General features: G+C 42.2%; 16 protein-coding genes. 4 read left to right on the top strand and 12 right to left on the bottom strand.

Going from position 1 to position 12,441, the window contains the following annotated elements; translation table 11 throughout:
* Positions 1-25 precede the first annotated feature (25 nt).
* The 12 genes from PG418_RS18420 to PG418_RS18475 all read right to left on the bottom strand — a co-directional run bounded on the left by PG418_RS18420 (position 26) and on the right by PG418_RS18475 (position 9,015).
* Entirely contained in the window at positions 26-736 is a 711-nt protein-coding gene (locus PG418_RS18420; RefSeq protein ID WP_498837841.1) for a hypothetical protein, read from the bottom strand.
* 66 nt (positions 737-802) lie between these two features.
* On the bottom strand, positions 803-2,422 hold the full coding sequence (locus tag PG418_RS18425; protein ID WP_173692143.1) for an OmpA family protein: 1,620 nt from the start codon (positions 2,420-2,422) through the stop codon (positions 803-805).
* A 23-nt stretch (positions 2,423-2,445) separates the two neighbouring features.
* Complete coding sequence (locus PG418_RS18430) at positions 2,446-3,231, bottom strand: hypothetical protein (protein ID WP_498837842.1); 786 nt, start codon at positions 3,229-3,231, stop codon at positions 2,446-2,448.
* Positions 3,232-3,292: 61 nt separating this feature from the next.
* Positions 3,293-4,642 (bottom strand): serine/threonine-protein kinase, encoded by a 1,350-nt coding sequence (locus PG418_RS18435; protein WP_227084666.1) that lies wholly within the window; start codon positions 4,640-4,642, stop codon positions 3,293-3,295.
* A gap of 17 nt (positions 4,643-4,659) precedes the next feature.
* Positions 4,660-5,349, bottom strand: a complete 690-nt coding sequence (locus PG418_RS18440) for a PP2C family protein-serine/threonine phosphatase (protein WP_172676438.1) — start codon at positions 5,347-5,349, stop codon at positions 4,660-4,662.
* Positions 5,350-5,473: 124 nt separating this feature from the next.
* Positions 5,474-5,764 carry a DUF4176 domain-containing protein gene (locus PG418_RS18445; RefSeq protein ID WP_008368726.1) on the bottom strand — a complete coding sequence of 97 codons (291 nt, stop codon included), beginning with the start codon at positions 5,762-5,764 and terminating at the stop codon, positions 5,474-5,476.
* Between the two features lie 19 nt (positions 5,765-5,783).
* Positions 5,784-6,920, bottom strand: a complete 1,137-nt coding sequence (locus PG418_RS18450; RefSeq protein WP_173699138.1) for a WXG100 family type VII secretion target — start codon at positions 6,918-6,920, stop codon at positions 5,784-5,786.
* Between the two features lie 16 nt (positions 6,921-6,936).
* A complete protein-coding gene (locus PG418_RS18455; RefSeq protein ID WP_044998517.1) occupies positions 6,937-7,374 on the bottom strand; it encodes a hypothetical protein in 438 nt (145 codons plus the stop codon).
* Positions 7,375-7,385: 11 nt separating this feature from the next.
* Entirely contained in the window at positions 7,386-7,679 is a 294-nt protein-coding gene (locus tag PG418_RS18460; protein WP_008368735.1) for a WXG100 family type VII secretion target, read from the bottom strand.
* Positions 7,680-7,695: 16 nt separating this feature from the next.
* Positions 7,696-8,016, bottom strand: a complete 321-nt coding sequence (locus PG418_RS18465; protein ID WP_008368736.1) for a hypothetical protein — start codon at positions 8,014-8,016, stop codon at positions 7,696-7,698.
* Positions 8,017-8,020: 4 nt separating this feature from the next.
* Positions 8,021-8,656 (bottom strand): hypothetical protein, encoded by a 636-nt coding sequence (locus tag PG418_RS18470; protein ID WP_055296544.1) that lies wholly within the window; start codon positions 8,654-8,656, stop codon positions 8,021-8,023.
* A 71-nt stretch (positions 8,657-8,727) separates the two neighbouring features.
* A complete protein-coding gene (locus PG418_RS18475) occupies positions 8,728-9,015 on the bottom strand; it encodes a WXG100 family type VII secretion target (RefSeq protein ID WP_044998562.1) in 288 nt (95 codons plus the stop codon).
* Positions 9,016-9,468: 453 nt separating this feature from the next.
* Between PG418_RS18475 and PG418_RS18480 the strand changes: the two genes are divergently transcribed.
* The 4 genes from PG418_RS18480 to PG418_RS18495 form a co-directional block, all read left to right on the top strand.
* Positions 9,469-10,374, top strand: coding sequence for a DUF6017 domain-containing protein (locus PG418_RS18480; RefSeq protein WP_003529199.1), 906 nt, complete (start codon positions 9,469-9,471; stop codon positions 10,372-10,374).
* A 19-nt stretch (positions 10,375-10,393) separates the two neighbouring features.
* Positions 10,394-10,612, top strand: coding sequence for a DUF5348 domain-containing protein (locus PG418_RS18485; RefSeq protein ID WP_002610290.1), 219 nt, complete (start codon positions 10,394-10,396; stop codon positions 10,610-10,612).
* 82 nt (positions 10,613-10,694) lie between these two features.
* Positions 10,695-11,171: a PcfB family protein gene (locus tag PG418_RS18490; protein WP_002610294.1), complete on the top strand. Its 477-nt coding sequence runs from the start codon at positions 10,695-10,697 to the stop codon at positions 11,169-11,171.
* Positions 11,168-12,441: VirD4-like conjugal transfer protein, CD1115 family (locus PG418_RS18495; RefSeq protein ID WP_498837843.1), on the top strand; the 1,274-nt coding region annotated here is incomplete at its 3' end. The genes PG418_RS18490 and PG418_RS18495, both read left to right, overlap by 4 nt.

A 12,441-nucleotide genomic window follows, 5' to 3' on the forward strand; every position in this document is an offset into this window, starting at 1 on the left:
TCTTGGTCTTTCTTTTTTTTCGGGACTATTCTTTTTTCACAGCCCCTTTGCTGTTCTTCAAAGTCTCTATCATATCATTTTCTGCAGACCAGCTTTTTTCTTTTTTATAAATGTTCAGTGTTTCCTCCAGACTTTTAGGGCTGTCAGCTGATACAAAATCATTATTTTTTTCCGCCTGCTGCCAGGTGCTTCCATTATTAGCAGTTTCGGATGTGTGAATTTCTGTATATGTGTTGTTCTGTGTTGTTCTGGCTGTACTATTCCCTGTATGGTTTAACTGATTGCTTCCACCTGATATTTCCTGATACTGTTTCCATTTTTTATCAATCCGGATCGCACCGGCTAAAGCAAGTAAAAAGGCTATAGCCCCAGTACCTATCGTCCCGCCTAATACAAGTACCAGAACTATATAGACCAATTCTGTTATAGCAAGAATATACGCCATTTTTGTTGTTTTCTTTTTTATCAGGAGTATTCCCATAACAATATCAAAAATCATAAACAGTATATTAAGCTTTACTGCCCATAGCTGGTTCACCTCCTCAAGGCTTCCTCCAGCCCGAAGTACACTTTGACATACCTTTCCATACTCTGAACAAATCAATATCCCTGATCCAATAGATACCACACCAGACCAGGTAAAAAAAGAACGTATCTTTTTAAAATTAGGCAAAGCTGTAAATTCTTCCTTTGTAAGTCCCTTCGGAAGTGTATTAAGATCAATTTTTTCCGCCATTCTTATCTTCTCCTTATGTGTCTGCTTTTATTTTCTATTATATTATTTTATGTTTGATTTTTATCACTACTCTGTCTTCAGGACATATCTGACTTCTACACGTCTTGATGCTGCAGCGTCTTCTTTTCCTTCTCCATCCAGAATCAGATTATTTGCTCCATTACCGACAACCTCGATAGCATTCGTAAGTTCCGGATAACCTGCTTTAATATAATCTGCAACAGTCTTTGCTCTTTCCTCAGAGAGTTTTAAATTGTAAGCCTCGTCTCCTGCTGAATCGGTATACCCCTCCACCACGATTGTCGATACTTTTCCATCTTCTATCGCACTGGATATTACCGGTACATAGGCTGCAAGGAATTGATCCAGATAAGCTTTTCCCTCTTCTGACAAATCTGCCTTATCCCATGCAAAAAGCACATTATTATCCATCTGTACCGTTCCCGTCGACTCGTCTATCTTCGTGGAATCAAGTCCCTGCTCTTTGAAGGCTCCCATAAGTCCGCTTGAGACTGCTGTCTGGTTTTCTTTTAACTCTCCCAGCTCATCTTCACTCATACTGCTCACATCAGCATCTGTCTCTAAATTATCACTTAATTCACCATTCCAATATGCAGTGGAATCATAAACATAAGGATACCATTTTCCATCAACACAGATGGACAAGCCTCCATCCATTCCTCCATTTGGTCGGTTAGTAATCAGGAAAATCCCTGTGATTTTTCCACCTTCTCCTTCCTCCGATTCTCCAAGATCATAATCGTAACGATAGGTGCTGTCCCAGGTAAGAGTAAACTGATTGCCATCAATCTGTGTTTTTACATTCTCACCTGTTCTTCCATCTGCCCACTCAATATAAGAATCATCACCGTCTTCCGTGTTCAAAGACAAATGAACTATCCCATCATATCCGGAACTAGAATTTTTGGCATATCCCCATTCATAAAGTCCTTCATTCTTTTTTTCTGCATAAAGTATATCCGCAGATCTAAGTCTTGTACTTTTTCCGTCCTTAGACAAAATTAAATCCAAACCGTCGAAGCCATAAGAGTATTCAACCCAATCCTTGCGATCTTGTACATGATATCCCAGATTAGTTTCATCCTCATCATCCATAATCAAAGCTTCTAATCCCATATAGAGTTTGTCTCCTACTACTTCGTAGGCAAATGTGAAGAGAGTATTTACCGAATAAGAATATTCTCCATCCTCACTATATTTTTTTCTTTCGACAAAAGAGGCACGAATGTGATTATATTGCCAATATTCATGCAATGCGCCAATCTGCTGGTCTGTCAGACCTTCCTCTTCTTTCAGTTCTTTGTCTGTTTTTCCAGACAGGTCATAAATCAGGAAATCAGTGTCTGCATATATCTGTATCGGAAGAATCTGCACCTCATATTTTTCCGAATCCTCAAGCTGCAGAGTCATATAGTCATAATCATCCGCATGCTCATTCGCATAGGAACCATCTTCATCTTTATAATTTTCTTCATTCCGATAGGTCCCGTAAAGCATATAAGCCTGCGGATCTGATCCTAAATCCACCAGCTCTGCATTTTTAGTTTGCTTACTACCACTACTATTACTACTATTACTGTCACTACTATACTTAATGCCAGCTCCACATGCTGTAAACACCATTGTAGACATCAAAAGGCTAAACAATACACAAAACTTTTTCATACCTTTCTTTTTTCCCCTTCACCTTACTCCGTATATACACTAAAGAACTGATCCGCCTGATCTACTACATTCAGATCTACTCCAATTATATTGACAGCTAACATATACTGTGAATCCTGCTCATTCACCAAAAACACAGTCACACCATAATACGAAACATCATAGTTCTTAAATGTATATTGTGCCGCATAATGTTTCTCACCCAAAAATGTGATTTCTTCCACATTATTTTGAAATTCAGTAACCTGTGCATCTTCTCCCATCAATTTTTTAGCATCCTCCTCAGTCATCACTGAATTTTCCGCTATATTCTTTTCTTCATCCCATTTAGCTGTTTTATCTAAAACCGCTGCATTTTGAATGTTCGTTTCAATATATGTATTCCCATCCTCCGCCGAAAAAACTACCGCACTTCCCATCGAAATTAAAGATTTTAAATAATCATAAGTGCCTTCTGAATTAGAAGATTCTACAATGTCCGCATCGTTTAGTGCGACATTGTTTCTATTTTCCAACGTATAAGTATCTGGGAGGGAAATTGCAAATCCAAAGGAAGGATTTTCATATCCCTGGGATACATACCGCCCAATCATATCATCACTTATTTTATCCTCTTCATCGGCAGAATCTGCTTCTGATTCATCACTTTTTTCTGCTTCTTTTTTTGCAGATCCCATCAATCCGCTATCTGATTTGGACGATGTATCGTCAGTTGTCATCTTAATTCCACCGCCGCATCCTGTTAATCCAGATAAGCTCAGGCAACCTGCCAGAACAAGTGCAAAAATCTTAACTTTTCGATTCCTCATACTCTCTCTTCCTTTCTTTTCCTGTTTCTCTTATGGTTGGAAATTTTCCCAGCCACTTTAATTAAATATCTTCATTTACAAGAAGTAACAGCCCCGGTATAAATCCGATCATAGTAGCCGCTATCTTTAATCCGTCGCTGATTGGCTCTCGTCTTTCGATTCTTCCTAGAATTTTCTTTCTGATAGGAATACACCATAACAACGCAATTCCAAGCGTACAGATTCCCATTATAACTGTACATATATTCAAAGCCTTCCTTATTGTTTTAAGTTCCTTCTCATCCGGATAAGCCCCTTCTAAAACAGCAGGTCCTTCTTCTATATTCCTTTTATCTTCAGTGACATGTACAGAACTCCACTCATCCTCATCATCTAAATGCTTTCCATTCTCCTTACCATCATCTACGGAAACCCATCCTCCCGTCAGCTCGCCATCATCATCCGGCAGTTTCGGTTTTCCGGGTGGTTCAGGCTTCGGCAGTTCTGGTATACTTCCACCTGATTGTAATACCTCCAACGCCTGATACATTTCTCTGGCAGAAGAGAATCTGTCTTTTGGTGCATATGCACATGCTTTCAAAACGATATTCTGTAAATCCCTGCTTCCGTATTTTGGCCGTGGCAAAGGATCCCCTTTTTCTCTCCTTGCCTGTGCCAGTTCGATTTCATCATGAGTTGGTAAATGATCCGCATCAATAAACGGACGCTTACGGTTATTCAGCATCCAGTAAAGCACCAGTCCAAGACTGTAAATATCTACCTCTTTTCCGTATTCTTCTCTTTTAATCACTTCCGGCGCCATATAACGCTCTGATCCTACTGTCGTTGCCTGGGTTGTATGATCCATAGTTCTGGCAATTCCGAAATCACCTAATTTATAATCGCCAAATTCCGATACCATAATATTTTCCGGCTTAATATCTCTATGTACGATATTTTTAGAATCACAAAGCATCAGCGCCGAACAGATATCTTTTCCGACTTTTATAACCATTTCCTCAGGAATAATTCCTGCATACTGTTTGATCAATGTAGTCAATGGGGTCAGCAGTTCCATACGGATAAAAACATCCCATCCAATTCCGTCTTTATGCGGTTTTGCTTCAAAATCATCGCAGCTGACAATATTGGTCTGCCCTTTAAATGCCAGCATGATCTGATACTCATCTACGTATCTGTGAAGCATATTTTTATACTTATTTCTTACACTGACAAGATCATATCCATCTGTAAAATCAGCTTCAATGTCTTCTTCATTTTTTGGGAAAGAAATCACCTTTACAGCAGCATCTTCCATGACACCCGCCGAATTCCGCTGTGCCAGATACACACTGCCATAACCGCCTCGTCCCAGCCTTTTTACAATCTTCCATCCCTGCCAGGGCAGAGCTGGATATCTCTCCTCATCCATTTACATCTCCTGTAATTCTATCTGTTTATTTCCAAAACAATTGCTGTAATATTGTCCTTACCGCCTGCATCTAACGCTGCTGTGAGAATTGCATCGACACACTTCGCCGTACTTTGCGTTTGCTGCATCATGGTTTCCAGAAAATCTACCGGCACCATGTCACTCACGCCATCGCTACAGATAAGAAAACGATCTCCCCTTTTCGTCTGCAGGCAATCCATATAGGGAAGTACGCGCACTTCCTCCGGATTCATTCCCATATACTGGGTCAAATAAGGCTTTCGTCCCTGAATACCGTTTTCTTTCATATAGGCTTCGTCTGTCTGATCTTCGGAAATCTGCCGAAGCTTCCCATCTCGCAGGAGAAAACATCTGCTATCCCCCACATTTACAGTCCAAACCTGGTTTCCTGTAAAATAAAGTCCTGCCAAAGTAGATCCCATCATCTCCGCATCCAAACGAAGGGTTTCCTTAAATATCCTGTCATTTACATGCGTACACATTTTTTCCAGATAGCCTTTTTTACCTGCAATATCATCTGCTTCTTCTGCATTCAAGTATTCCTCTGTTGCCTTTGCACCCATATAGGAAGCAATCTCGCCATATTCTCCGCCTCCCATGCCATCAAAAACAGCAAAGAATCTGTCCTTTTTTAGCGGAAAATTTTTCTCTAAAATACTTCCGAGTCCATTGTTACAGCTTGCCATATAGCGTCCCGCAAAGAAAAAATTGTCCTCGTTATTTTTTCTTCGCTTTCCTATATGACAGCTACAGGCAGCGGAGATTCTCATTATGCTCCGATTACGTGCCAAATAAATGTCGCTGATCATACTATGAATCACTTTCTTTCTCAGCATCGTTTTCATCTGTTTCTTCTAATGCAGTTCGAAAAACCTGCATTTCTGCATCTACAAAACCTACGAAAGATACATTTTCGATATCCTCCTGCATAAAGAGAAACATGGTTTCCGAATCGATATAACCCTCCGGATAGGGAATTGCGATATAATCGTAGGTTTTTTCATCTCCCTCCATTTCAACCTCAATGCCAATTGTCATTAACTTCTTTGTTGCACCTTTTAAGGTTACAACGCTTCCATTTGGTAGTAATTGCTTTGCCATTTTATTTTCCTTTCTCGTCCTAACCAACGGCCAGATCTGCTATAGTATTGCCAAGTTTTCCTGCTGACTTTATAGATTTAATCGTACCTGTGACGACGTCATATCCAAAATTAGCTACAGAGTTGGGGTCTATATTAAGTATAGTCTTAATAATTCCATCTTTGCTGAGATATTTAAGATCATTGTCGATAACGTCATCCATGTGAATTTCTCCCCATACCTTTGACGTTTCTGCGGTGCCGCTTGTTATAGTTTGAAGCTTACCAAAAGATTTTCCAAGTTTATCTACACCATTTAAGAAAGAAACAACGTCCAATCCTGTGTAAGCCCAACTGCCCATTTTTTCTCCCAGCTTCTCATCTCCAAAGAGGATTTCTCCTGTCTCTCCACCTTTTTTTACAAGAAAATCCTTTAATGCATTTGTATTACCAACCTTGTTATAGTCACCGGTATAGGTGTATGTTGCATCCATCATGCCATTATAAATATCATTGCAGGCACTTAAAGTAATACAAGCAGCTACAGGAAGTGCTGCACCACCGGAGCCTGCTACCAGAGCTACCGCACCGGCAATTTTGACAACACCTGCACCAACTTTTACAGCAGATTTTCCATATTGAAGTGCCTTATAAACAAATCCTTTTTCATCATAGGATTTTTTTATTTTTGCAACAGTCTTCTTTCCTTTTTTTACAATTGCTTTCGACACTCCTGCCATATCTGCTTTCAAAGAATCCAAAAAACCGTCTTTTTTCTTTTTACTTTTTGCTTTTACTTTTTTAGATTTCTTTTCCCATTTCCTGTAATCCTCTATGACATCAGTCATCCCCTGTACCTGTCCGGAAATAATCCCCTCACCAGCTTCTCCTCCGAACACCTTAAAAAGAGACTGGTCTACCGACTGCATGGTTGTAGCACTGTTTTTCGCTGCTGCCGCCCCACTGGCAAGAAGCTCTGTAATACTTGCAAAGCTTTGCTGGGCGCTGCTTATTTTCCCTGCAAAATTATGTGCTAACAGTTCACTCCAATTATTGTTGGTGTCATTCAGAGTACCCGTAACCTTCGAAAACAGGGATTCATATTCTGCTGTCAGGCTCTGCATTTCACCAGCCTGCGCCAACAGGGTTTCTGGATCTAATATAATTCTGGATGCCATTCTTCTCCTCCTGTCCCTACAATTTCATACTTGCCAGATCGATCACAGAAGAAAGATTGATATCTCCTGCTCCGATTGATTTATTAATTGGCATTACACCCTCCGGGATATTGCTTGTCGTAGTCCCACTTCCGATCGGCTGGATCGTAAGCATGGAGGCAATGATGCTCTCTACGCTGGTAAACATTTCTGATATATTTTTCTCATCTGTCGTAAAATTCTCTGCAACCACCTTCATGACATTTGCAAAATTTCCGGATTTTTCACTGATTTTCAAAATCTCCTGGGCATTTGAACGGGTATAGTCATTGATAGCATCCCTCTCTTTGCAATTCCAGTTGTTATGTTCCGTGATGGATGTCAAAATTCTTGCTGCCTCTTCCACTTCTCCATAAGCATTTGCAATCGTCTGGGCGATTCCCGTAATTGTCTGTGGATTCACATCTATAATCATCTTCTCATCTCCTAGCATCCCCTGATAGAGTACGAACTTTCCTGATCTCTTGACACAAATTTTGTTCTGGTAGATTCCATATAGGATATAAATTCCTGTAAAAGCTCTTTCATCTGCCCTGCTTTTTGAATTCTCTCTGTCATAATATTAATATAAGCCGTGCTTGCCTCTCCCTCCCAGGAAGAAGCAATCTGTGTCATAAGCGTCTGTGTCCGTGCATTCAAAGAATCCAGTTCATTTATATAGGCTCGCATAGATGAAATATTGTTCTGCAATCCATCTGCGTCAATTCTAATATTAGCCATGTTGGATACCTCCACTTTAATTCATGTTTTGCGCTGCTGCCATAATCTCCTTGAGCATTTCATCCTTCGCCTTATAAACAGCAAGCACATGGCGAATATAATTTGTTGTTTCCTCCAAATTACTATCAAGCCTTTGAATCTGGTTAATCAGTTCCTGGGATTTATCATAAATAGCCTGGGCTGTCTCACCTTTTGAATTTGCCCCTTCTGTCTGAGCTGCTCTCAGACTCTGCAATGCATTTTGCAGGATAGACTGTGCCCGCTCGATTTTCCTGATATCCTCTCCGGCTGCGACATCATCAATTGTTATTTTTCCATTTTCATCTTTGTATGCCATTTTCTCAGTCTCCTATCAGAATCTTTTTTGCCTGCTCACAAACGACATTCTTTTCAACCAGGCGAAGTATCGTTTCTTCTTTTTGTTCCGGATCTATCTCATAGAAAGAACCACCTTTTTCTGCATAGAAATAGAGACAGGTATCCTTTCCGATATGAGTACCTTTCAGAATGATGCTCCTTTCTGCCTGGTCAATCGCAATGTATGCTTCTCTTTCCCCTGTATGCACATCTTCCTCCAAAAGAGAATACAGCATCTTTTCTATTCCTTCTTTGTCCTGCGCCCTGACGCGGTACTCCTGTGCATGGCACTCTACAGATGTAATTCTATTCTCCATATGATGAAATTTATAATGTACAGATGCTCCTGACTCTTCCCGTAAAATCAGCTCAGATTCATACATCCCCTGATAAACCGGCTGCAGCATTTCTGTACATGCCGGCTCTACTTCCAGATTGCCTAAGAAATCCTCCTCGGCATATCCCTTCCTTTCAAGACCATCCAGAATTTCCTGCGCTTTTATTTTCCCCCGCTTTCCAATATCCTGCATAGCGGCAATATAATCATAATCCAGATATTTTCCGCCACTTACTTTTCCGATATAATAGATTTCTTCCGGAGATAGTATTAGTTCTTTCATTCTTTTCATCACTCATTTCTGTCTCAGCACATCTTTGTGCGAGGACGTATCCCCGCACAAATTGCCTTTTCTTACTGTCCCATAGATGCAGCAAGTCCCCCGTCAGTTTCTTCCATAGTATTGGCAGCTGTATCCAGCTTCTGTGCAAAGCTTTCCAGAAGTTCTCCAAAAGATGTAAACTGGGCATTGTAGCTTTCGAAATTTGATACAAAAGCTGTTGCAGCCTCACCTTCGAATACGCCACTCATGCTGTTTACAATTGTGCGCATGCTGCTGATACACTGTTCAAAATTAGCCTTTTCAGTGCGGATATTTGTTGCGTTACTTCTCATTTCCTCTGGAGTTACAATAATTTTCATTTGATTTCCACCTTTCCTTAATACATCATTTCTGACTTTTTTATCTTTAAAAATTTTGATTATCCCGAAAAACCCTTGAAATACAAGCACATTCGCAGGATTTCAGATTGATTTTACTACCAATTTACTACTTTTAACGGATTGCGCCTTGATATGCCGGAACATCTTGCGAGCATGAAACAACCCAATACAAACGCGACGCACTGGCGGCGCGGCACGTCGGCAATCACACAATTTCATATAGCACCGCACTGGCGGCGTTACCTTATCCCAACCGGGAAACAAGGAACGCCGCTATTTTTTTACCCTCATGTTACGCAGTAGGGGCAAAAAGAGTCTTGCTACACAAGGCTTTGCGGGTACGGTTTTCACAGGGTAAGGGATTGATACCTAAACCCTTAAAATCGCTGTTCTACCGCGTAACAAATATGCAGCAAAGGAGTTGATGAAGCTATGGCAGTTTTCCGCGTGGAGAGAAACACAGGATATACGGTTATGAGCAACCACCATTTACGCAACAAAGAACTTTCCCTAAAGGCAAAAGGGCTGTTATCGCAAATGCTGTCCTTGCCGGAGGATTGGGACTATACCCTTGCGGGACTGTCCTATATCAACCGGGAAAAAATCGACGCTATCCGCGAAGCTGTCCGGGAGCTTGAAAGAGCCGGATATATTCAGCGTTCAAGGGAGCGCGACGAGAAAGGACGCTTGCGGGGAACTGATTACATCATCTATGAGCAGCCGCCTAACTTGGATTTACCTACATTGGAAAATCCAACATTGGGAAATCCAACATTGGAAAATCCTACGCAGGAAAAACCTACGTTGGAAAATCCAATGCAATTAAATAAAGATATACAAAAGACTGACTTACCAAAAAAAGAAAAATCAAATACGGATTTATCAAGTAACCATTCCATTCCTATCCTTTCCCCTAACCCCTCTCCTTTGAGGGAAGAAACGGCAGAGCCGGAACGGAAAGGAACGGAAGCGGCAGACGCATACAGCGTGTATGAGGAAATCATCAAGGACAATATCGAGTATGAGCATTTTATCAAGCATACCAACATTGACAGGGAACGCTTGGACGAGATTGTGTCCCTTATCCTTGAAACTGTCTGCACCAAACGAAAGACAATTCGTATCGCCGGGGACGATTATCCGGCAGAGCTTGTCAAAGCAAAGTTTATGAAGCTGAACAGCAGCCACATTGAATTTGTCTTTGACTGCATGAAAGAGAACACCACGAAAATCCGTAACATCAAGCAATATCTGAAAGCGGTACTTTTCAACGCGCCCAACACCATTGACAGCTATTACACCGCCCTTGTCAACCACGATATGTACGGCGGCTATTAAAAAACAGGAGGATTTTAATATGACACAGAAAACAGGAGCTTTGATTTTTGATGAAACGGCAGACCGTTACGACATTCGCTTTGACCTTAACGACTACTACGGAGGATTGCATTGTGGGGATTGCCTTGAAGTGTTTGTACGCGGCAAATGGAAGCCGACCCGCATGGAGTACGGGGACAACTGGTATCTTGTCGGTGTGAGGGCTTCGGATTTGAACGGGCTGCGGGTGCGTATCTAAAGGCGGCATGAAAAATGTACGCCTTATTTTTATGCCCCGAAGCGGCACACCACCCTAACCAAACTATGAAAGGAGGGATTTCATGCAAGATGAAGTCAATGAAAAAGTCGTGTCTTTAGCAATCAAAACATCTAAGCTGACCGCCGAAGTGCTGCAAAAGGCTATGAAAGCCCTGCTTGCCAAAGGCAAAGGGCAGCTAACCAAAGCCCCGCATGGGAAAATCACTATGCGGCAGCTTATGAAGCAGGGAGAAAAGGTTTCCAACATTGAGATTACCGACCAAAATATCAAAGCCTTTGACCCTATCGCAAGGAAAAGCGGGCTTGATTACAACGTCAAGAAGATTGAGAACGGCAAGCCGCCGACCTATCTTGTGTCTTTTAAGGGCAAGGATATTGACGTTATGACCGAAGCGTTCCGGGAATTTACCGCAAAGAAATTAGGCAGGGATAAAAAGCCCTCTATCCGCAAGCTGCTTTCCACTCTGAAAGACAAGGCGGCAGCTCTGAACGCACAGAAGGACAAAGTGAAGAAAAAGGACAGGGAGGTATCGCTATGAAGCCGGAACTTAAAAAGCTGCTTATCCTAAATGCCCCCTATCTGCTCTTTGTCTATCTCTTTGACAAAATCGGACAAGCGGTACGCCTTGCGCCGGGGGCTGACCTTTCCGGCAAGGTGCTTTCCCTTGCAGACGGCTTTTCCGCTGCCTTTGCAACCCCGCTTCCGAGCCTTGCCCCTATGGATTTGCTTATCGGTATTGTGGGGGCTGTCCTTATCCGGCTTATGGTGTACTTCAAAGGCAAGAACGCGAAGAAATACCGAAAAGGTATCGAATACGGTTCAGCCCGTTGGGGCAACGCCGAAGATATAAAGCCCTATACCGACCCGGTATTTCAAAATAACGTGCTTCTGACACAGACGGAACGGCTTACCATGAACAGCCGCCCGAAGCAGCCGAAGTATGCAAGGAATAAAAATATCCTTGTTATCGGGGGAAGCGGCAGCGGCAAGACGAGATTTTTTGTGAAGCCCAACTTAATGCAAATGCACTCAAGCTACGTTGTAACTGACCCGAAAGGTACGGTTTTAGTCGAGTGTGGGAAGCTCTTACAGCGCGGCGGGTATCGGATAAAGGTGCTGAACACGATAAATTTTAAGAAATCCATGCGTTATAATCCCTTTGCCTATATCCGCAGCGAAAAAGACATTTTGAAACTGGTAAATACCTTGATTGCCAACACCAAAGGGGACGGGGAAAAAGCCGGGGAGGATTTTTGGGTAAAATCGGAACGGCTCTTTTACTGCGCCCTTATCGGCTACATTTGGTACGAAGCCCCGGAGGAAGAAAAGAACTTCACGACGCTGCTTGAAATGATAAATGCCAGTGAAGCCCGCGAGGACGACCCGGAATTTCAGTCCCCCGTTGACCTCATGTTTGAACGGTTGGAGGAAAAAGACCCGGAACACTTTGCCGTCCGGCAGTACAAGAAATTCCTGTTATCTGCGGGAAAGACACGAAGCTCTATTCTCATTTCCTGCGGTGCGCGGCTTGCCCCTTTTGACATTAAGGAGCTGCGCGACCTTATGGAAACCGACGAAATGGAGCTTGACACCATAGGCGACCGCAAGACCGCCCTGTTTGTTATCATCAGCGACACCGACGATACTTTTAACTTTGTCGTGAGTATTCTTTACACGCAGCTTTTCAATCTGCTTTGCGACAAGGCAGATGATGAATACGGCGGCAGGCTGCCCGTCCATGTGCGCTGTCTGTTAGACGAGTTTGCAAATAGTGTGACACGTTCTACGCCTAAAACGGTGGGAATAAC

Origin of the sequence: Bariatricus sp. TF06-38A (genome assembly GCF_027690675.1) — a bacterium.
GTDB classification, from domain to species: domain Bacteria; phylum Bacillota; class Clostridia; order Lachnospirales; family Lachnospiraceae; genus Allocoprococcus; species Allocoprococcus comes.